The following is a 20092-nucleotide window of genomic DNA, read 5'->3' on the forward strand; positions in this document are numbered from 1 at the left end:
TTTGCCCCCTGCTAACGGATTTCAGCTTATTACTGCCATGAAGGTCTTTTTTCGCACGATTCACCTCTATTTAAGTCTGGCTTCGGGGCTGGTCATTGCCATACTGTGCCTCACTGGGGCCGTACTGGTTTTTGAAAAAGAACTGGAGCAAGCTTGGCACTCGGAGCGCTATTTTGTGGAGGCACCTGCTACCCAGCCTCGTCTTTCTCTTCAGCAGATAACCCAGGCGGTACAAGCCTCGGTGCCTGACGCCAAGGTAACGGGCATGAAGGTATATGCCGACCCTCTGCGCACGGTGGAGGTAAGCCTGGCGGGTGGCAAGCCCGGCAAGGAAGGTGCAACGGCGCAAGCGGGCCCAGCTGGTAATGCCGGAGGAGCCAAGGCAGGCGAAAAGCCTAAAGGCGGCGGGGAAGGCGGTGGCGGCCCCAAGTACTTTGTCAATCCGTATTCGGGGCAGGTAATCGGCCCATACGTCTACCGCGACACCTTTTTCTACACCATGTTTGCCCTGCACCGGGGCATGGTAGCCGGCGCGGTGGGCAAATTTGTTGTTGGTGTAAGCACCTTATTTTTTCTATTTATTATCGGGACTGGGGTAGTGTTGTGGTGGCCCGCTACAGGCAAGGTGCTACGACAGCGTCTCTCCGTCAAGTGGGATGCTAGCTGGAAGCGCCTCAACCATGATCTACACATTGTACTTGGTTTCTATAGCGCCCTATTCCTATTTGTCTTTGCTTTTACAGGTTTGGCTTGGTCGTTCGAGTGGTTCAACAAGGGCATCTTCACGCTCACTAACTCGGAGATGAAGGGTCCGGAGCCACCAAAGTCTGTAGTGGCTGCCGCTGGTTCGCGCCTGACCTATGACGCGGCCTACGACGTAGCGAGACAGCAAATGCCTACGGCCCAAAACTTCAGCATTCAGTTGCCCAAGGATTCTGCCGAGTCGGTACGCGTGGCCATGCTGCCGAAAAATGCCCCCCACGAGTCAGCTAATGATGAACTATACCTAGATCAGTACAATGGTCAGGTCTTAGGAAAGCTTGCCTTTGAAGATCGTAACCTTGGACAGCGGGTACGACGCACCTTTAAGCCAGTTCACACAGGATCCATTTACGGATTACCCTCCAAAATAATTGCCTTGATCGTGTGTGTGCTGGGGTTCACATTCCCTATTACCGGCGTTATTCTGTGGCTCAACAGATTGAAAAAAGAGAAAAAGAAGAAGCAGAAACAGTTAGCTGCAATTGCTTAACAACCGGCTGTTGTAAGAGGTAATATTTACAATTATTGTCTCTTATAATTTGTTGTTACGGGGTGGTGAAAGAAAGAAGTTGATATTGTACTTTTACGCAATATCAACCTCACTTTACCACCCCTTCGCATGAAAAAGATTACCTTCTTTTGCTTATTATTTTTGAGCTTAGCTTATGTTTCAGCAGCGCAGGATAAAAGCAAGGAGTTATATACAGCGGTTTTAAAGAACAATGCCGCAGCCGTTGAAACCCTGTTAAAAGCAGGTGCTGATCCCAATCATGTTATCGAAATTGTTCCTGGTTTTCCGACTAGTTATCTGATTGCGGCGGCCACAAATAATAATGTAGCTATTGTAAAATCGCTGCTCCAGTACAAAGCAAAAATCAACTGGCGCGATGCTTTTCAAGCTACCGCTCTTCATTATGCGGCTGGAAAAGGCAGCAAAGAGCTCATTGAGTTGATGTTAGTCAGTGGTGCCGACTTACAAGCTAAAGATGAAGACGGAAACACAGCTTTGGCCAGCGCGAAGGCTAGTGGTAATAAAGATGTAGTCCCGCTACTTGAGGCCAAGACTAAATCATAATATTATTATATAGTAAATATAAGCCCAAAAGAGCTTCACGCATGTGAAGCTCTTTTGGGCTTTCTTATTTATCAAGCTGCTAAGCCAAAATAAATATTAACAAAATACAATTGACATAATTTTATAGGTGCGTTTTGGACTGCTTTTGATGGTGTATACAAAAGGGGTATCTATATTTGTAGTCAGGACACATCAGTAATTACACTTCTTCAAGGTAATTCAACTGCTTTCAACTCTTTTAGCGTCTAGGCGCATCCTCTAAAATTCATAGCTATACGGTCTATTTTTACGCGTTCTTTTTTATTCACCTTTCTATCTTTTCATGACCAAAGTACGTCTGCTTACAGCCCTCTCGTTGGGCACCATGCTGTTTGCCTCTTGCGAAAAGCAGCTAGAAGAATCTCCAACTCCTCGCGCTACTGCTCAGTCTTCGACGGATGCTTCCTTGGCCGGCGATTGGCAGCTAGTAGCCTACAAAGGCATCGTACCGACCCCAAACGATGTTAGGACCACCAATATCTTCATGATGCTCGATGAGTGCAGCAAGGATAACAAGCTACACTTTGAGGCTACAGGTGAATTGACGGAGTTAGAAGGCGCAAACATCTGCGATAAGGAGTCTAAAAAAGAGGCTAAACCTGGCACTTGGGCGCTCAGCGCTGATAAGAAAGGCCTCACGCTTAACTTAGGCGAAGCCAAGGAATACCAGGTTACTTCGCTGTCCGCTTCTTCGCTTAAGTTGCGTAGCGTAGCCGAAGTCGGCAAGCCTTACACTGAACTTGAGTACACACGCTAACACCAGCCTGCATACTTTTTAAAAAGAGGCTGTTCCTGTTCAGGGGCAGCCTCTTTTATGTAGTTATAACTCGACTCAAAGGCATAAAGCAGCATCCCCCATACCTAACCTACTATAGGCTAGGTATGGGGACGCTGCTTTATTTAGCACTCCGTTACTTAAAACGGTGGATCGTCATTCCCAAAATTGCTTTTTGGGAATGGCTTCGGGCTGGCACCGTCGTTAATCTTACTGCCTAGCCGTATGGTATTGGGTGCAAAGCTGCTAGGATCTTCATCAAAGGTACTGGCAGGGAAAGCGCCGGTATTAAAACTACCTGCCTCATCACCAAAGCCTACGCCATCCAAGTCGGCAAACTTGGTGAAACGGCCGATAAACTTGAGTTGAACCGTTTCGAGGGAGCCGTTACGGTGCTTGGCAATAATAACCTCACCAGTACCTTGGGTGGGATTACCCATTTCGTCCTCCGTAATTTTGTAGTATTCAGGCCGGTAGAGGAAGACAACCATATCAGCATCCTGCTCGATGGAACCCGATTCACGAAGGTCGCTGAGCTGCGGTTTTTTGTCGCCGCCGCGCGTTTCTACTGATCGGGAGAGCTGCGACAGCGCCAGCACAGGTACGTTCAGTTCTTTGGCAATTCCTTTTAGTGCCCGTGAGATAGAAGCAATTTCCTGTTCGCGGTTGCCAGCACCTTTGCCGCCATCGGTGTTACCGCTCATCAACTGTAGATAGTCGATGATGATCATCTGAATGTCGTGGTGGGCCTTCAGGCGGCGGCATTTAGTGCGCAGCTCCCGGATGCTAAGCGCGGGCGTGTCATCAATAAAAATGGGCGCGCTCGACAGCGAGGAGATCTTGTGGTTGAGCTGAGCCCACTCGTAATCCGCCAAGTTGCCTTTCTTGATTTTTTCAGAATCCAGTTCCGCCTCAGCCGAAATCAGACGATTAACGAGCTGCAGAGACGACATTTCCAGTGAGAAAATAGCAACTGGCTTCTTAAAATCGACGGCTGCGTTACGCATAGCGGAAACCACAAACGCCGTTTTACCCATACCAGGCCGGGCCGCAATAATCACTAGGTCAGAGGGTTGCCAACCGCTGGTTACACGGTCTAGGGCCGCAAAACCACTGGGCACGCCGGTTAGGCCGTCTTTCTGATTCTTTTTCTCTTCCAGTTCTTTGATCGCCTTGCCCATGAGGCTACGCATATCATCAAAGTTCTTGCGGATGTTCGATTCCGAAACCTCAAACAGGGCTTGCTCAGTTTGATCGAGTAGGTTGAATACGTCGGTAGTATCTTCGAAAGCGTCGCGGTGAATGGTCGATGCAATATTGATCAGCTCCCGCTTGATGGCATTCTCAGTGATGATACGGGCGTGGTACTCAATGTTCGCGGCCGAGTTAACCTTGAAGGTGAGGTTGGCCACATAGTGATGGCCGCCAGCGGGTTCCAACTCCCCCATTTCCCGCAGCTCATGCACCACAGTGAGGATGTCAATGGGCTCCGACTTATCAAACAGATTCAGGATAGCCTTAAAAATGCGCTGGTGTTTATCGTCGTAGAAGCTTACAGGCTTCAGGATATCGATAACCGTTGTAAGGGCATCTTTTTCGAGCATCAGAGCGCCGAGCACTGCCGCCTCTAGCTCACGGGCCTGGGGGGGCAATTTGCCCGCCGGGCCGGTCATGGATAAAGCGGCAGGACGGCCATTCAGGGCGGCGATGCCTCGAGAGGCCTGCAACTTTACGCGCTCATTCATCTGGTCGTTCATCACTGGGTGTTGTACAAGGTAGTCAGCTTTGGAAGGATTTGGTTCGCAACGCGAAGGATTTATTGTTGCTTGCGCTCCCGATGCTGGCTGTTTTTTACGCTCAAAGGGGTGCAAATCTAGGGGCAGATTTTCATAATTAGCAGACGGAAAAACGGTTTCTTTTCGCTATCTGATGTTGATAAAAATTATGGCATTTGCCTTTGTAACAGTTGAGATGCTCGTTCATCCCGGCCCGAACCAAGTACTATACCCACTGAGCATCAACTTCTGAGTTGGGCTAGTACCTTTGCCGGCCGGCTTTTCGCCGATTTATCATTGCTTCTATATCTCAGAAATGCCCCCCATGCCCACCGCGCTCCACCGTCTTCACCTGATTGCCATCGGGGGAAGCATTATGCATAATCTGGCGCTGGCCCTGCATCGTCGCGGCGCTCAGGTAACCGGTTCTGACGACGAAATTTTTGAGCCCGCTCATGGTCGCTTGGCTACCGCCGGAATTTTGCCCCCCAGCGAGGGTTGGTTTCCGGAAAAGATAACCACTGACCTCGATGCCGTGATTGTGGGCATGCACGCCCGGGCCGACAACCCCGAATTGCTGCGCGCTCAGGAGCTTGGGCTTCGGATCTACTCATTCCCGGAGTTCATCTATGAAGCTTCCCGCGATAAACAGCGGGTAGTAATTGGGGGCAGTCATGGAAAAACAAGTATTACCTCGCTGATTCTGCACGTGTTGCGCCATCACGGCCGCAAGTTTGACTATGCCGTGGGCGCTCAGCTGGAAGGATTTGATTTGATGGTGCAGCTAACGGACGACGCGCCAATTATCATAATTGAAGGCGACGAATACCTCTCTTCTCCCATTGACCGGCGGCCGAAGTTCCACTTGTACCAGCACCACATCGGGGTTATTTCGGGTATCAGCTGGGACCATATCAACGTTTTTCCGACCGAGGAAGACTACCGCGAGCAGTTCCGCATTTTCGCCGAAATGACGCCCAAAGCCGGCGTGCTCATTTACGACCGCGACGACGAGCAGGTGCAGCTGGTGAGCGTGCCCACTGACCCAGACGTGAAGTACATCGGCTACGGACCGCACGAGCATGTCGTGCGCGACGGCAAGACTTTTCTGCTTACCAAGAAAGACGACGAGATTCCAATCCAGATATTTGGCGACCACAACCTGCGCAACATCTCGGCCGCGAAAGAGGTCTGTAAGCAGCTAGGCATTAAGGGCAAAGATTTTTTTGAGGCGCTGGCCACCTTTAAAGGCGCCGCGCGCCGCCTGGAACTAGTGCGCGCTGGCCACGATTCGGTAGTTTATAAGGACTTCGCGCACGCGCCTTCCAAGCTCAAAGCCACCGCGGCAGCACTAAAAAAGCAGTTTCCGAACCGGCGGTTGGTGGCCTGCTTGGAGCTACATACCTTCAGTAGCCTCAATCCAGCCTTCTTGCCCCAATACGCCCATACTTTTGACGCGCCCGATGTGGCCATCGTGTACTTCAATCCGCAGGTGCTAGCCCATAAGCGTCTTCCCGATTTGCCCCCCGAGCAGGTAACAGCCGCCTTTGAGCGCCCTGATCTGCGCGTATTTACCGACAGCCGGGCCCTCGCCGCTTTCCTGCACGAGCAGAATTGGACCGATGCCAACCTGTTGATGATGTCGTCGGGCACATTTGACGGCTTGGATTTGAATATGCTTGCCGAGGCCGTGACCAAGTAACCCGAGGCCAGTAAATACCAGTTACTAAAAAAGGGCCGCTACGTAGCGGCCCTTTTCTATTTGTCGTTGGTGGGTTTCTTTTCCGGACGCTTATCAGTGGTTAGCAGCAGAGCCAACGCGGTCAGGGTGAGACGAATTATCCACTTGCGGCTCATTAGCGGGGAAAGAAATTGTTGTTGCTTTCCACCTCCAGGTCGCAGCGGCTGCCACCGGTGTTTTCTTCGCATTCGGTACCGGTTATGCGGCTTTTCTCAAAAGAGAAATAACAGAACGTACACCCCACACTCGTCACGATATAGCGTTCGGCATTGGAGCGCAGGTACAGGCTATTGTCGGTGGAGGTTTCCAGCGGAATAGCCATAGCGCGGTACATACCATTGCGCAGTCCCATGCCCACCAGATAATAAATAGCCTTGTCCTTGGGGCTGCCCTGCACCTTGCGGATGGTGGTTTTGTCAACAACGGTACCGTCGTTGAACTGCCGGATGAAGCCATTTGCGAGCTGTGCGCGGGGCACCACGTACTCTATTTGGCCCTCAATTACTCGCCCTACCAGCTTACTGCTCACTTCCAACTGCCGCCGTTCTAGATCAGTGCCGTCCGCAGCATTGACTTCTGGAATACCGCGCTTACTGGTTTCACAGGCTGCCAGCGAAGCCAGCAGCATAACAAGTAAGGGCAACACTCGACGCACGAAAGACTGGGGGGCAAATTTCATTTGATACAGACAGTAGCGGCGGATTAGCGCGCTTTGTAATACTTACGCGCCTCTGGTAACAGGCTTTGAATATCGCTGATGCGCGTTTCGTTGGAAGGGTGCGTGGAGAGGAACTCAGGCGGCGACGCTCCATTGTCACGGGCAGCCATGCGCTGCCAGAAACCAACGGCTCCATCGGGGTTGTAGCCCGCCATAGCCATAAATATAAGGCCCAATCGATCAGCTTCCGACTCTTGGTTGCGGCCGTAACGAAGCAGGCCCAACTGCGAGCCTACGCCAAAGGCTTGCAAAGCTACTTGCTGGGTGGTGGCGGAGTTGGTTGAAAGGGCAGCACCCAAGGCCTGACCGCCGAGCTGCTGCACCAAACCCTGACTCATCCGCTCACTGCCGTGCTTGGCTACGGCGTGCGCTATTTCGTGAGCCATTACTACGGCAAGGCCATTTTCGTCTTGCGTAATAGGCAGTATACCGGTATACACGGCCGTTTTGCCCCCCGGCATTGCCCAGGCATTCTGCTGCGCATCGTCCTGAATGAGATTAAACTCCCAAGCATAGCCAGATAGCTGATCCTGCGCATTCTGCTGACGAAAATATGTTTCTACGGCCTGCTGTATGCGCTGTCCTACCCGCCGTACCATGGCCGTTTGGGTAGAATTAGATGAAAGCTTGCTTTGGCTGATAACCTCGCGGTATTGCTGGGCGGCCAGGGTATTTATCTCGGCATCAGACACCAAGCTAAGCTGGCGACGACCCGTAATTGGAACGGTAGAGCAGCCTACTGCCACAAACAGACAGCTGGCTACAAGAAACTTTTTAAACATGACAGTGAGATTGCTTTGGAATAAAATGGCACTTAACTCCCAAAGCTTAGCATTTATAAGGCCAAACCGCCTTACAGCCCAGCTTTAGTAGCTTCAGCCTATACGATAGCGCCTAGGGTAAATGTTTAGTGCTAACCGCTTGGCCTTAGTAGTTCCAATGGTGAGTGAAGCCTTATTTATTTCCTACGCCACAGAAATAGCCCTAATTTTGGCTGCACACGCCTACGGCTGCGGGAGTAGCCTTTACTGAGGGCAAACTTCAGGCTGGCAGGCTAAGCTCAAGTCACTAAGCATCATACAGAAATGAAAATACTCTGCATCGGTCGTAATTATGCCGAACACATAGCTGAGCTTAAAAATGAAACGCCCGACGAGCCTGTCATCTTCGCCAAGCCCGATACAGCTTTATTGCAACGAAATCAGCCCTTCTTTTACCCCGATTTCTCGCAGGATATTCACCACGAAATTGAGTTGGTGATGCGCATCTGTAAGAACGGAAAGAACATCGAGCCTCAGTTTGCCTCCAACTACTTCGATGCTATCGGGCTAGGTATTGATTTCACGGCCCGCGACCTGCAAAGCAAAGCCAAAGCGAAAGGCCTGCCGTGGGAGTTAGCGAAGGGCTTCGATGGCTCAGCGCCGCTTTCTACCACCTTTAAGCCCGTGACTGAATTTGCTGATTTGGGCAATATCAACTTCCGACTGGAAGTTAATGGTGAAGTTCGGCAGCAGGGGAACTCCGGCATGATGCTACACGATTTTGCCGCCCAGATTGCATACATATCCCGCTTTATTACGTTAAAAATGGGGGATTTGATTTTTACTGGCACGCCCAGCGGCGTGGGTCCTGTGCATATTGGCGACCGGCTGGAGGGGTATATAGAGAACGAAAAGTTGTTGGATGTTGCTGTTAAGTAAAGCGTTTAAAATTGTGCAGTACCAAGTTCGAGGCAGTAATAAAATAGTAAAGCTGAGTGGGGTAGCTGTAGTAGCCGGAGTGGCCGCCTTGGCGGCTATGAGTCTGCGGCCGGCCCCGTTCAATGGGCCGGTTGCGGCGCGCAGCGCGGCGAAAGCAGCGCCCGAAGTCAAGGCCACCCGGCCCATCACGCCGCTGGACAGCGTACCGGCCGACTATTTCATGTTTCCCATTAAGCCAGGCAAGCCTAACTTTTTGACGGGCAGCATGGGAGAGATTCGGGCCAACCACTTTCATGGTGGCTTGGATATTAAAACCGATGGTCGCATTGGTTTGCCAGTGTACGCCGCCGCCGATGGCTACATATCGCGGCTAAAGCAATCGGCATTCGGTTATGGCAATGTGCTGTATATCACTCACCCCAACGGGCTAACGACGGTATACGGTCACCTCAACACTTTCGAAGGGCCGGTGGCAGATTTCCTTCGCCAGCAGCAGTACGCCAAACAAACATTTGAGCTGGAGCTGTTTCCAACGCCAAACCAGTTCGTGGTAAAGCGCGGCGATATTGTAGCCATGTCGGGCAACACGGGTGGCTCGGGTGGCCCGCACTTGCACTGGGAGGTGCGCGACGCGGAAGATCGACAGCTAAATCCGTTGCGCTTCGGGGGTTTTGCGGAGATTCAGGACCACATAGAACCTACGTTGCAGGCCTTTGCCGTAGAGCCCCTCGGTATTGAGGCCCGCGTGCAAGGACGTTTCGAAAAGGCAGTTTTTACGCCTAAAAAGCCCCCCACGCCTTCAACTCCCGGCACGCCTTACGCCCACCCCGATACCATCACAGCTTTTGGCACCGTGGGCTTGTTTGTCCAAGGCTTCGACCGCTTCGATTTCGCTACTAACCGCAATGGCCTGCAACGGGTGGAAGTGCGTGTAAATGGACAGCCTCACTATCGTCATGTTATCGACGCTGTCCCTTTTAGCGACTCCCGCCAAATTTCGCAGCACATTGATTATCAGTGGCAACAGACAAACGGCCGCACTTTCGAAAAGCTCTTCGTGGATGATGGCAATACGCTGCCAATCTATAATACCAACGGCAACAAGGGCAAATTGCGGGTAGAAGATGGGGCGCTGTACACGGTTGAAGTGCGAATGAGCGACTCGTATGGAAATACCACGCCCTTCTCGTTTGTGCTGCGCGGCCAGAAGCCGGCTTACTTTAAAACCCGCAATGCCAGCGTACGCAAGCCGGCCTTGCGCTACGATATCAACCGCAATATTCTCAAGGTAGTGGCCACCGATCCGGATACCAGCCGCCAGGGGGCAAATATTACGCTGATGCGCGGCAACCGCCGCCTCGAGGTCGTGCCGAGCTACACGGTGCAAAGTGAGAATGTATACCTCTACGATCTGCGGGCCGGCCTGCCCGATTCTATTCGCTTCGGGCAACTGACGAAGGCCTTCGAGCCGAAAGCTCTTATTCCGGCCGCGTCGGAGCAGTCCTTTGCCAACGGAGTCCAGAATCTGGTTTTCTCTCCCCTTACGCTGTTTGATACCCTGTATCTGCAAAACGGTTACAAAGAAGGACTCTGGACAATACATAATGCGCGCACGCCTTTATTTAAGCCGCTGCAAGCTACCCTGAAGCCGCCCGTGGCCGTGGCCGACAAAACCCGCTCGGCCGTGTACATGATCAACTACAAAGGCGCTCGCATCTATCAGGGGGGCAAATGGGATGGTGAACAGATTACATTCCCGGTGAAAACGTTCGGCTCCTTCCGCATACTGACCGATACGCTTGCTCCTACGGCGCGCTTGGTGCGCAAGTCGCCGGCAGGCCTCACGTTCATAGTAGGAGATAATCTTTCGGGGCTGAGTAGCTACCGCTTGCTGGTGAACGGGCAGTGGCGCATGCTGCGCTACGAATACAAAAACGCTACCTTATTCACCGATCCGAAAGACAAAACGGTACCTCTGGCCGGCGAAGCTGAGCTACGCCTAACCGATCAGGCCGGCAATGAGAAAGTTCTGCAATTCAAGATTTAAACGTGCGCTGGGGGGCAAAAAGTAGCCATGCCCAAGCACATTTTTCATCAAACACGAACCTATGAAAACCCGTCGACCTATTCTTTTTGCTGCCGCCGCCACTGTTACCGTAGCCGCGGCCGGCCTGGTGTATTCGCGGAACCGTCGTCGGGCACCGCTGGCTGTAGTTGAGCACGTCGACTTGGCGCGTTACATGGGGGTCTGGTACGAAATCGCCCGCCTTCCTACTCGTTTTGAAAAAGGCTGCCAGCACGTGACAGCTGAATATGCGCTGCGGCCGGACGGAAAAGTAACTGTGGTGAACAGCTGCCGCAAAGGCAGCCCAACCGGCTCGCTGGAGATAGTGCGTGGCGTGGCCCGCGTAGTGGATTCTGCCACGAACGCCAAGCTCAAGGTTAGCTTTTTCTGGCCCTTCGAAGGCGATTATTGGATTCTAGATCTCGACCCTGAATACCAATACGTGCTGGTAGGGGAGCCCGGCCGCGAGAATCTGTGGCTGCTGAGCCGCACACCCCAACTGGCTCAGCCCGTGCGTGAGCAACTAATTGCAGTGGCGCAAGCTGCCGGCTTTCCGACAGAAAAGCTCATCTTCACACCCCAACCCGCAACCAGCTTAACCTAATATTTGCCCCCCATGTCTCTTCAGCCTGGCGAACCCGCCCCCGATTTCGAAGCCATCGACCAAAACGGTAACCTTATTCGCCTGCAAGACCTGCGCGGGCAGAAAGTCGCGCTTTACTTCTACCCTAAGGACGACACCTCAGGCTGCACGGCCCAAGCCTGCAATCTGCGCGACAACCAGGCTGAGTTACGCGCCGCTGGCATTCAGGTATTAGGCGTAAGCATCGACGGAGAGAAGTCGCACCAGAAATTTGCCACCAAATACGACCTACCCTTCCCGCTATTGGTAGATGAAGACAAGAAAATAGTGGAAGCCTACGGTGTATGGCAGGAGAAATCGATGTACGGCCGCAAGTATATGGGCACCATGCGCCACACATTTCTGATAGATGAGCAGGGCAACATCGAAAAGATAATAACGAAAGTAGACACCAATAATCACGCGGCTCAGCTGCTTGGCGCATAATTTCACCCCTTATCTTCGCTCCAAACCTCCTCTCAAAACCTATTATATGTCGCAGTCCAGTTCCGCCAACATACAGACCGAAACTCAGCCCGCTCAGCGCGAAAAAAGCATTGCTGAGCTAAAACAGATTGCCGCGCAGGTACGCCGCGACATAGTACGCATGGTTCACGCCGTGAATTCGGGCCATCCCGGCGGCTCGCTGGGCTGCACCGATCTGCTGGTGGCGCTGTACTTCCGCATCATGAAGCACAACCCAGACTTCTCGATGGAAGGCCACGATGAGGATTTGTTTTTTCTATCAAATGGGCACATTTCGCCGGTATTCTACTCTGTTCTGGCGCGTTCGGGTTACTTTCCGGTCAGTGAGCTAGCTACGTTTCGGAAGCTCAATTCGCGCCTGCAAGGCCACCCTGCCACGGAAGAAGGCCTGCCCGGCGTGCGCATCGCCTCAGGTTCATTGGGCCAAGGACTGAGCGTTGCCGTTGGGGCGGCTCAAGCCAAAAAGCTCAATAAAGACAATCGCACGGTATATGTGCTCATGGGCGACGGCGAACTGAACGAAGGCCAAGTATGGGAAGCGGCCCTGTACGCGCCGCACCGCAAGGTAGACAACCTGGTTGCCATCGTGGACCGTAACGGTCAGCAGATCGACGGATCTACCAAAGAAATTATGAACCTGGGTAGCCTGCGCGCCAAGTTTGAAGCTTTTGGCTGGCGCGTACTCGAAACCGACGGCAACGACCTCGAAAAGCTTATTGCTACGCTGGAAGAAGCGCGCCAACTACTCGGTCAGGAACAACCCATTATGGTGCTGATGGATACGCAGATGGGCGCAGGGGTCGACTTCATGATGGGCTCGCACAAGTGGCACGGCGTAGCTCCCAACGATGAACAATTGGAGAAAGCTTTGCAGCAGCTCTTGGTAGAAGAAGCATCAGATTATTAAATCCGAGCTGCAGTCTGGGCTTTATAAAATTGAACGTCATGCAGCACAGCACGAAGCATCTCGCGTGCTGATGTGAGGCTACTACGCTTACTAGGCACCCGAGATGCTTCGTGCTGTGCTGCATGACGTTCAACTTAGCCGCCTGCTTATGAGCCAACTCCGGTGCATGTGCGGAATACTGCTGGGGGGCATTTTGTTGCTCACAACTCCATTGTGCGCGCAGAATTTGCCCCCCGCAAAGCCTCGCACTACCCGCATCCTGTTTTTGCTCGATGCCTCGGGTAGCATGGGGGCAGTGTGGGAAGGCCGGCCGCGCATGGAAGTTGCCAAGAGCCTGCTGGCCAAGATGGTAGACTCACTGAACACCTACCCAAACCTGGAATTGGGTTTGCGCGTGTACGGCCATCAGTACAGTCGGGAGGAAAATAATTGTCAGGATTCCCGCCTAGAAGTAGCCTTCGCTTCCAAAAATGCGCAGGCCATTAAAGCCAAGTTGCAGACCCTGCAACCGCGCGGCAATACGCCCATCACGTATTCGCTGCTGCAATCGGCCAACGACTTTCCGGCTGATAAAACAGCCCGTAACGTGCTCATTCTCATTACCGACGGCCTCGAATCCTGCCAGGGCGACCCGTGTGCTACGTCATTGGCCTTGCAGCGCAAGCATATCTTTTTGAAGCCCTTTGTCATTGGCATCGGGGCCGAAAAAGAGTTTGGCAAGCAGCTCGAATGTCTCGGCCAGTATTATAATGCGGCCGATGTAAAGACCTTTCGCTCAGTACTTGACAATGTTATTACCCAGACTCTACAAAAAACGACCGTTCGGGTAAATCTCACCGATGCCGATGGCAAGCCCGTGGAAAGCAACGTGAACATGACCTTCATCAACAGCGCCACTGGTCAGCCCGAATACAACTACGTGCATTACCGCGACGCCAAAGGCCAGCCCGATGTGCTCGACATCGATGCGCTTCAGTCCTACGACCTCATTATTAATACGGTGCCACCCGTGCGCCAAGCCGACCTGAAAATAAAGCCGGGCCAAGCCAACTTACTGACTTACAAAACGCCGCAGGGCACGCTCCGCTTGCAGGGGCCAAACATGACGCCTAATCCCTACGGCACGGTTCAGGCGGTGGTGCGGGCGCAGGGCCAGGAGGCCACAGTGGTGGCGCTGCCTTTTGGAAGCAGGCAAAAGCTGCTGGGGGGCAATTATGAAGTGGAAGTGCTTACGCTGCCGCGCATTATCCGGCGCGTCACGATCAAACAAGGTCAGGAAACAATGGTGACGTACCCGGCGCCCGGCACGCTGAACATTGTCACGGATCTGGCGGGCTACGGAAGTATTTATCAACTCAACGACGACGAGTCGCAAACCTGGATTTATAACCTGCCTGAATCCACCAGCAAAATCAACCTGACAATGCAGCCAGGTGCCTACCGCCTGGTATTTCGTACCAAAAACTCCACCGGCAGTCAGTTTACGGATGTGCGGAATTTTACCATCCGCAGCGGACAGACGACTTCGGTGAGTATGTTTGGGAAATAAAAGTATCCTTCTTGAAAAGGAAGGGAATTGCTCGTTCTGTTACTACAACCTCTTACTTCATAATGAAAGAATTCCCCTACTCCGAATCCAAAGACACGCGCTCAGGCTTTGGCGCCGGCCTGCATGAGCTTGGCAAAACGAACGAAAACGTAGTAGCCTTGTGCGCTGACCTCACGGGTTCGCTCAAAATGGATGCGTTTAAGAAAGATTTTCCCGAGCGCTTTTTCCAGGTAGGGATTGCCGAGGCTAACATGATGAGCATGGCCGCTGGCATGACTATAGGGGGCAAAATTCCGTTTACGGGCACCTTCGCAAACTTCAGTACCGGCCGCGTCTACGACCAGATTCGGCAGAGCATTGCCTATTCGGGCAAAAACGTAAAAATCTGTGCTTCCCACGCGGGCGTTACGCTCGGTGAAGACGGCGCGACCCACCAGATTCTGGAGGACTTGGGCATGATGCGCATGCTGCCTCACATGACCGTCATTAACCCCTGCGACTTCAACCAGACCAAGGCGGCCACCATCGCCATTGCCGATCATGAAGGCCCGGTGTATTTACGCTTCGGTCGGCCCGTAGTGCCCAACTTTACCCCCGCCGACCAGCAGTTTGAAATCGGTAAAGCCGTGATGCTCAACGAGGGAACTGATGTAAGCATTTTTGCTACCGGTCACTTGGTTTGGAAAGCTATCCTCGCGGGTAAGCTTCTGGCCGAAAAAGGTATTGATGCCGAAATCATTAACATTCACACTATAAAGCCTCTGGATGCAGCTGCAATTCTGCAATCGGCGCGCAAAACGCGGTGCGTAGTGTCGGCTGAAGAGCACCAGATGAACGGTGGCCTTGGCGACAGCATCGCCCAACTGCTGGCCCGTGAAGAGCCGCTTCCCCTGGAGATGGTGGCCGTCGACGACTCCTTTGGCGAGAGCGGCACTCCCGATCAGCTAATGGAAAAATACGGTCTGATGGAGAATGACATCGTGGCGGCGGTAGAACGGGTTATGGCCCGCAAAAAATAGAGTTCAACCAAAAATTACTGAAACAGTCCGGCGTCCCTATGGCGTCGGACTGTTTTGTTTACCTCCAACCAAGGGGCATCCTCAATGCCGGCCATTGATTTTTCTGTCATCCTATGCGCTTTTTGACCCTTCTTTTCGTGTTGCTCGCTTGTTCCGTCCAGGCCCAGGATTTGCCCCCGACACCACGCTTATCGTATATACCGGCCAGCTAACGGGTGCTTACAGCGCGGGGGGCGTGAACCGCACCTTGCTCTCCACAGCCCACACCGCCACCTTCACCCGCGGCGAGCATATAGGGCTGCCCTTGAGTGGAAGCTTTATTTATGGTAAGCAGGACCGCCTGCTTAAGGAAAGGGAGTTTCTCCTAAACGCGACGCCTTACTACCGCTTTGGACGGTTCCGCTTTTATGGCATCGGTGGCTTCGAGAGCAGCAACCTACGCGGCATCGACCGTCGGGTGCAACTGGGAGCTGGGCCGGGCTGGGCCTTTTACTCCGATTCGCTGGGACGTGAAATATCGGTGAGCAATCTTATTATCCGCGAGTCGACCAATTTTCAGGATGGCACGGAGCGCATTACGACCCGCAATTCTGCCCGGCTGAAGGTAGCTTACTCACGCAGCATCATTACCCTGAGCGCGCTCACTTATTATCAGCCTTCCCTCAGCGATTTTGGTGATTATCGCTTCAGCAACTTAACGACTATTGCGCTCAAGCTTTCGCGTCGCTTAGCTGCGAACCTCACCTATAATTACACCCATGAAAGCCGAGTGATTGAAGGCCGCTTTAATGATAATACGAACGTGACACTAGGGCTTTCTTACGCTACGAATAAGTAATATCTATACAATAGAATAATTTGTCATAAATAATATTATTTCACTTGCAACTCAATAATCAATATAATCATATAAAATAACAAAGGCTTTTTTTATAAATAATAATTAGTAAAGATACATTCATTAGTATTTGCTAAAAAACAATATATTAAGCCCACAATGCTTCGAAATTTATTTAGTCGAATATTAAAATTCATGATACACCTATGAGATTTCTAAATTCTTGAGCTAAATCCATTCTTGCATTCTTTGTTTCACTTTGCACCTTTTCATTTAACTCAATCCATTTTTTACTTGGCTTCAGTAACTCTTCCTCGGTCAAGCTCATTCTATTCTTATTGAATCTCTCGTTTCTTTGCTCAAGCCTTTTCGCTATAAACATTTCATGGATAACCTTTTGACTATCCGATAACAGAAATTCTATTTTACTACATAAATCAATTGAAAAGAATATTCTGTTTACTTCTAATGCGTTTCTCGTTTTCTTGATACTTTCAGTTGCTTTATCATCTTTTTCCGTATCATCTTTCCACTCCGGACCCTGAAACATACTTGTAAGATCTGATAAAGAGTTTTCTAATTCTAAAAGCAAATTATATATTAATTTTATTATCTCTCCCCTTTCTTCGTACAGCTTTGAATACCTAATTTGATGCTCTGTCGAAGATATTTGCAATTCATGCTTGAATGCTTCTGTTTTGAAATTCAGCTCATTTTTAAAGGCTTCAGTATCTAATTGAAGAGAATTTTTATATTTTTCAATTCTAGATTCTAAATATTTTTCTGTAATCTTTTTCGCTAAAAAAATGATTGCACCTGTAATAAATGATACTGAAATAAAAAATTCTATAATCTGAGTATAGTCTACCATTTTTTTAAATTTTGTACAACATTATTTCATCACCAATATACCAGCTATTCGTCTAATTTTCATAGCCTAATTAAACCTTGCTTCATCGCTATTATCTAACCAGCCAAATACCGCCGATCCTAATCCCTCCCCTCCTACTTGGAAGATCAAGAAATCCTCCTCAAATTCCAAGATCCTGCCAGCCGCAACCTGGCTTTCAATCAGTTGGTGCGCAAGTATCAGCAGAAGGTGTACTGGCATGTGCGCAAGATGGTGGTAGACCACAATGATGCCGACGACCTCACGCAGGACACCTTCGTGAAAGTGTGGAAGCACCTGGGCAACTTTCGCCAGGATGCCTCCCTTTACACTTGGATTTACCGGATTGCGACCAATGAATGCCTGAGCTTTCTGCAAAGTAAGCGCCGCAAGTTTTTCCTGCCATTGAATGACGTGGGAGCCGAACTAGCGGCCAAAATTGAAGCCGATCCGCTGCTGGCTGGCGACGAGATAGAGCGCAAGCTGCAAAAAGCCATCCTTCGCCTCCCCGACAAACAACGGCTGGTGTTCAACCTCAAGTATTACGATGAGATGACCTACGAGCAGATGGCCGACGTCACGGGCACGTCGGTAGGGGCGCTGAAGGCCTCCTATCACCACGCTGTGAAAAAGATTGAGCAATACGTTACCGAAGAATCTTCCGCCGATTAAACCTCGCGGCCCCAGCCGCATCCAATGCATATGAAAACTCCTTTTCGGCTCGATGACCACCCACGCCGGCCGCAACCACCACTAGCCTCGCCCCCAGCCGGTTACTTCGACCAGTTGCCGCGCCAAATAATGGCGCGCGTGCAGCCCGAAGCCACCACTGAGTCGGTGACGTGGGGCTGGCTGATAACCCTCTCCCGACCGCTACGCACGGCTTTAGCCTCAGCGCTGGTTCTGGGGGCTTTTCGACGGCCTTCTACCTAAGCCAGCCCGCTACGCAAACCTCAAATTTGTCCCCCACGGTTGAGTTGGCAGCCGTGCCCGATGCCGCCCTAATTGAATATCTGGCCGTCAACAATCAGTTGGAAACCGAGGACCTGGCCAGCTTGCCTTTACCTGATGACAACCTAATGGCTTATTTTCTGCAAGCCTCGCCACAAGAATTAGAAGCTGCGCTGGGGCCTCCTACGCTTGATGAAGCTTACTACTAGCCGTTCCTTTCTCCCTTTTGCTCTCTCTTCACTATGAATAATTCCCTCTTATCTCGCTTAGGTTTGGCTTTGGTATTTCTGCTAATTGCCCTACCAACCCTGCGTGCCCAAAACACCCGCTCCGCCGATATTGAGGCCCGCATTGAAAATGCGCGCATTGCCTACATCACCCGCGAAGTAGCGCTTACCCCCGAACAAGGCCAGCGTTTCTGGCCCTTGTATAACGAATACAGCACCAAGCGCCGCGACCTGCGCCGCACCCACGATCAGCTCCGCCGCAGTGCCACGCCCACCATGACGGACGATCAGGCCCGCGACAACCTCAAGCAGATCATTGCGGTGTCGAAAAACGAGCTGAACATGACAGAGGATTATTTCGCCAAATTTCAGAAGGTGATTTCGGCCCGGCAGGTAGCGCAACTGTACAAGGCCGAGCGCGAGTTTGGCCGCGTGATGATGAAGGAAATGAAAACCGAGCGTCAGGCCAGCGGCCCTCGCGGGCGGTCGGGCAGGCCGGCAACCACCCCAGGCACCTCCAATTAAGCATACGCCAAGCAACTAGTGAAAAAAGAGGCTGAGCATTCAGCCTCTTTTTTGTTGAGTATAGGTTATGAACTGGGGGGCAAATTGCAAGCGTCGAGGTTCAAATGCTCATCAGAGCTGACAATACTTTAGCTACCGACCCCGAGGTGCTTACTTTTGCCCCCCAGAATCTTTTGTTCACTCGCATGCTTACCCCTCGCCAACTCTTTCTGCGGCATCAAGCCCAAACATCCGACTCTCCATTACTGCTGGAAATAGAGCGGGCCGAAGGCGTGTACATGTACGGGCCTGATGGTCGGCGCTATCTAGATTTGATTTCGGGTATTGGCGTAAGCAACGTGGGCCATCGTCACCCAAAGGTTATTCAGGCTATTCAACATCAGCTTGATAAATACTTGCATCTGATGGTATACGGCGAATTGGTGCAGGCCCCACCGGCCGAGTTGGCGCACGCCCTGACCCAAACCCTGCCTGCTCACCTCGATGCTGTTTATTTTACTAATTCGGGCACCGAAGCGGTCGAAGGTGCACTCAAGCTAGCAAAGCGCCACACCGGCCGCATGGAGCTTATTTCCTGCCATCGTGCTTACCACGGCTCCACTCACGGCGCATTGTCCGTCACCGGCTCCGAAGGATTTAAGCGCAGCTACCGCCCTCTGCTGCCTGATGTCCGCCACATCGAGTTCAACGATTTCTCTGACTTGCAGCATATTACGGAGCGTACGGCAGCCGTTATTATCGAGACAGTGCAGGGTGAGGCGGGCGTACGAGTGCCAGAGAACAATTATCTACAAGCCCTACGGAAGCGCTGCCTCTATACCGGCACACTTCTTATTCTAGACGAGATTCAGTGCGGTTTTGGACGCACCGGCTCATTTTGGGCATTCGAGCAGTTCGGGATATGGCCTGATATTCTGCTTTGCGCCAAAGGGATGGGCGGTGGCATGCCTATCGGGGCATTTATTGCCCCCCAGTCTATTATGGCAGGCCTTCGCAGCAATCCAGTGCTAGGTCATTGCACTACCTTTGGAGGGCACCCAGTGTCCTGCGCGGCTTCTTTGGCTACGTTGCGCGTTATTTTGGAAGAAAATCTGTTAGCAGGTGTAGCCGAAAAAGCGGCTCGGTTCCGCCATCAGCTTGTGCACCCAGCTATCAGGGATGTACGTGGGCAGGGCTTGCTCATGGCCGTCGAGTTCGACTCTTACGATGTTCTCAAGCCCATCATCGACCGTGCCCTGGAACATGAGGGAATACTGACTGACTGGTTTTTATTCTGTGACAACTCTCTTCGCCTCGCTCCACCACTCACCATTACTGACGGTGAAATTGATGAAGCCTGCGCGGCTCTTTTGCGAGCCATAAACTACGTAACCGGTCACTAAGACTCAGCGGAATACCCATATAAAGGAAGGACCTTCTTTCGGTAGAA

21 protein-coding genes are annotated in these 20092 nt (G+C 51.7%); 17 read left to right on the forward strand and 4 right to left on the reverse strand.

The features are described 5' to 3' along the window. Positions 1-37 precede the first annotated feature (37 nt). From G7064_RS04460 to G7064_RS04470, 3 genes are all read left to right on the forward strand, one after another. Positions 38-1252 (forward strand): PepSY-associated TM helix domain-containing protein, encoded by a 1215-nt coding sequence (locus G7064_RS04460; protein WP_166072627.1) that lies wholly within the window; start codon positions 38-40, stop codon positions 1250-1252. Positions 1253-1381: 129 nt separating this feature from the next. Next, on the forward strand, positions 1382-1837 hold the full coding sequence (locus G7064_RS04465) for an ankyrin repeat domain-containing protein (RefSeq protein ID WP_166072628.1): 456 nt from the start codon (positions 1382-1384) through the stop codon (positions 1835-1837). A gap of 322 nt (positions 1838-2159) precedes the next feature. Then, the gene (locus G7064_RS04470; RefSeq protein WP_166072629.1) at positions 2160-2633 is read left to right on the forward strand and encodes a lipocalin family protein; all 474 of its coding nucleotides are present in this window, start codon (positions 2160-2162) and stop codon (positions 2631-2633) included. A gap of 158 nt (positions 2634-2791) precedes the next feature. Here the strand turns inward: G7064_RS04470 and dnaB are convergent, their stop codons facing one another. After that, entirely contained in the window at positions 2792-4324 is a 1533-nt protein-coding gene (gene dnaB, locus G7064_RS04475) for a replicative DNA helicase (RefSeq protein ID WP_240935859.1), read from the reverse strand. A gap of 427 nt (positions 4325-4751) precedes the next feature. Here dnaB and G7064_RS04480 point away from each other — a divergent pair, with 427 nt between their 5' ends. Further along, the gene (locus G7064_RS04480) at positions 4752-6128 is read left to right on the forward strand and encodes a UDP-N-acetylmuramate--L-alanine ligase (protein WP_166072631.1); all 1377 of its coding nucleotides are present in this window, start codon (positions 4752-4754) and stop codon (positions 6126-6128) included. Positions 6129-6282: 154 nt separating this feature from the next. Here G7064_RS04480 and G7064_RS04485 read toward each other — a convergent pair whose 3' ends face one another. Both G7064_RS04485 and G7064_RS04490 read right to left on the reverse strand, forming a co-directional pair. Next, entirely contained in the window at positions 6283-6846 is a 564-nt protein-coding gene (locus G7064_RS04485; protein ID WP_166072632.1) for a hypothetical protein, read from the reverse strand. A 23-nt stretch (positions 6847-6869) separates the two neighbouring features. Further along, positions 6870-7667 (reverse strand): M48 family metallopeptidase, encoded by a 798-nt coding sequence (locus tag G7064_RS04490; RefSeq protein WP_166072633.1) that lies wholly within the window; start codon positions 7665-7667, stop codon positions 6870-6872. 303 nt (positions 7668-7970) lie between these two features. Here G7064_RS04490 and G7064_RS04495 point away from each other — a divergent pair, with 303 nt between their 5' ends. The 8 genes from G7064_RS04495 (at position 7971) to G7064_RS04530 (ending at position 16071) form a co-directional block, all read left to right on the forward strand. After that, positions 7971-8585 carry a fumarylacetoacetate hydrolase family protein gene (locus tag G7064_RS04495; RefSeq protein WP_133272383.1) on the forward strand — a complete coding sequence of 205 codons (615 nt, stop codon included), beginning with the start codon at positions 7971-7973 and terminating at the stop codon, positions 8583-8585. A 13-nt stretch (positions 8586-8598) separates the two neighbouring features. Next, the gene (locus G7064_RS04500; protein WP_166072634.1) at positions 8599-10632 is read left to right on the forward strand and encodes a M23 family metallopeptidase; all 2034 of its coding nucleotides are present in this window, start codon (positions 8599-8601) and stop codon (positions 10630-10632) included. Positions 10633-10693: 61 nt separating this feature from the next. Beyond that, positions 10694-11254 (forward strand): lipocalin family protein, encoded by a 561-nt coding sequence (locus tag G7064_RS04505; protein ID WP_166072635.1) that lies wholly within the window; start codon positions 10694-10696, stop codon positions 11252-11254. A 12-nt stretch (positions 11255-11266) separates the two neighbouring features. Further along, on the forward strand, positions 11267-11719 hold the full coding sequence (gene bcp / locus G7064_RS04510; protein ID WP_166072636.1) for a thioredoxin-dependent thiol peroxidase: 453 nt from the start codon (positions 11267-11269) through the stop codon (positions 11717-11719). Between the two features lie 46 nt (positions 11720-11765). Continuing rightward, positions 11766-12665 (forward strand): transketolase, encoded by a 900-nt coding sequence (locus G7064_RS04515; protein WP_166072637.1) that lies wholly within the window; start codon positions 11766-11768, stop codon positions 12663-12665. A 148-nt stretch (positions 12666-12813) separates the two neighbouring features. Further along, a complete protein-coding gene (locus G7064_RS04520) occupies positions 12814-14214 on the forward strand; it encodes a vWA domain-containing protein (protein WP_240935735.1) in 1401 nt (466 codons plus the stop codon). Between the two features lie 62 nt (positions 14215-14276). Continuing rightward, positions 14277-15233, forward strand: a complete 957-nt coding sequence (locus tag G7064_RS04525; RefSeq protein ID WP_166072638.1) for a transketolase family protein — start codon at positions 14277-14279, stop codon at positions 15231-15233. Positions 15234-15381: 148 nt separating this feature from the next. Next, positions 15382-16071: a DUF481 domain-containing protein gene (locus G7064_RS04530; RefSeq protein WP_166072639.1), complete on the forward strand. Its 690-nt coding sequence runs from the start codon at positions 15382-15384 to the stop codon at positions 16069-16071. Between the two features lie 193 nt (positions 16072-16264). Here G7064_RS04530 and G7064_RS04535 read toward each other — a convergent pair whose 3' ends face one another. Beyond that, entirely contained in the window at positions 16265-16942 is a 678-nt protein-coding gene (locus G7064_RS04535) for a hypothetical protein (RefSeq protein WP_166072640.1), read from the reverse strand. A 138-nt stretch (positions 16943-17080) separates the two neighbouring features. Here G7064_RS04535 and G7064_RS04540 point away from each other — a divergent pair, with 138 nt between their 5' ends. From G7064_RS04540 to G7064_RS04560, 5 genes are all read left to right on the forward strand, one after another. Beyond that, positions 17081-17632: an RNA polymerase sigma factor gene (locus G7064_RS04540; RefSeq protein WP_133272375.1), complete on the forward strand. Its 552-nt coding sequence runs from the start codon at positions 17081-17083 to the stop codon at positions 17630-17632. Between the two features lie 30 nt (positions 17633-17662). Next, positions 17663-17893, forward strand: coding sequence for a hypothetical protein (locus tag G7064_RS04545; RefSeq protein ID WP_166072641.1), 231 nt, complete (start codon positions 17663-17665; stop codon positions 17891-17893). Positions 17894-17919: 26 nt separating this feature from the next. Further along, on the forward strand, positions 17920-18120 hold the full coding sequence (locus G7064_RS04550) for a hypothetical protein (protein WP_166072642.1): 201 nt from the start codon (positions 17920-17922) through the stop codon (positions 18118-18120). A gap of 33 nt (positions 18121-18153) precedes the next feature. After that, a complete protein-coding gene (locus G7064_RS04555) occupies positions 18154-18663 on the forward strand; it encodes a hypothetical protein (protein WP_166072643.1) in 510 nt (169 codons plus the stop codon). A gap of 185 nt (positions 18664-18848) precedes the next feature. Beyond that, positions 18849-20045, forward strand: a complete 1197-nt coding sequence (locus G7064_RS04560; protein ID WP_166075041.1) for an aspartate aminotransferase family protein — start codon at positions 18849-18851, stop codon at positions 20043-20045. Positions 20046-20092: the final 47 nt, after the last annotated feature.

The organism is Hymenobacter sp. HDW8, from assembly GCF_011305775.1.
Taxonomy (GTDB): domain Bacteria; phylum Bacteroidota; class Bacteroidia; order Cytophagales; family Hymenobacteraceae; genus Hymenobacter; species Hymenobacter radiodurans.

Bases quoted from the DNA above. Each gene is read 5' to 3' on its own strand.
- G7064_RS04490 (WP_166072633.1), bottom strand. From the start codon at position 7,667: ATGTTTAAAAAGTTTCTTGTAGCCAGCTGTCTGTTTGTGGCAGTAGGC.
- G7064_RS04555 (WP_166072643.1), top strand. From the start codon at position 18,154: ATGAATAATTCCCTCTTATCTCGCTTAGGTTTGGCTTTGGTATTTCTG.
- G7064_RS04545 (WP_166072641.1), top strand. From the start codon at position 17,663: ATGAAAACTCCTTTTCGGCTCGATGACCACCCACGCCGGCCGCAACCA.
- dnaB (WP_240935859.1), bottom strand. From the start codon at position 4,324: ATGACCGGCCCGGCGGGCAAATTGCCCCCCCAGGCCCGTGAGCTAGAG.
- G7064_RS04495 (WP_133272383.1), top strand. From the start codon at position 7,971: ATGAAAATACTCTGCATCGGTCGTAATTATGCCGAACACATAGCTGAG.
- G7064_RS04515 (WP_166072637.1), top strand. From the start codon at position 11,766: ATGTCGCAGTCCAGTTCCGCCAACATACAGACCGAAACTCAGCCCGCT.
- bcp (WP_166072636.1), top strand. From the start codon at position 11,267: ATGTCTCTTCAGCCTGGCGAACCCGCCCCCGATTTCGAAGCCATCGAC.
- G7064_RS04460 (WP_166072627.1), top strand. From the start codon at position 38: ATGAAGGTCTTTTTTCGCACGATTCACCTCTATTTAAGTCTGGCTTCG.
- G7064_RS04535 (WP_166072640.1), bottom strand. From the start codon at position 16,942: ATGGTAGACTATACTCAGATTATAGAATTTTTTATTTCAGTATCATTT.
- G7064_RS04520 (WP_240935735.1), top strand. From the start codon at position 12,814: ATGAGCCAACTCCGGTGCATGTGCGGAATACTGCTGGGGGGCATTTTG.
- G7064_RS04465 (WP_166072628.1), top strand. From the start codon at position 1,382: ATGAAAAAGATTACCTTCTTTTGCTTATTATTTTTGAGCTTAGCTTAT.
- G7064_RS04485 (WP_166072632.1), bottom strand. From the start codon at position 6,846: ATGAAATTTGCCCCCCAGTCTTTCGTGCGTCGAGTGTTGCCCTTACTT.
- G7064_RS04480 (WP_166072631.1), top strand. From the start codon at position 4,752: ATGCCCACCGCGCTCCACCGTCTTCACCTGATTGCCATCGGGGGAAGC.
- G7064_RS04560 (WP_166075041.1), top strand. From the start codon at position 18,849: ATGCTTACCCCTCGCCAACTCTTTCTGCGGCATCAAGCCCAAACATCC.
- G7064_RS04525 (WP_166072638.1), top strand. From the start codon at position 14,277: ATGAAAGAATTCCCCTACTCCGAATCCAAAGACACGCGCTCAGGCTTT.
- G7064_RS04505 (WP_166072635.1), top strand. From the start codon at position 10,694: ATGAAAACCCGTCGACCTATTCTTTTTGCTGCCGCCGCCACTGTTACC.
- G7064_RS04470 (WP_166072629.1), top strand. From the start codon at position 2,160: ATGACCAAAGTACGTCTGCTTACAGCCCTCTCGTTGGGCACCATGCTG.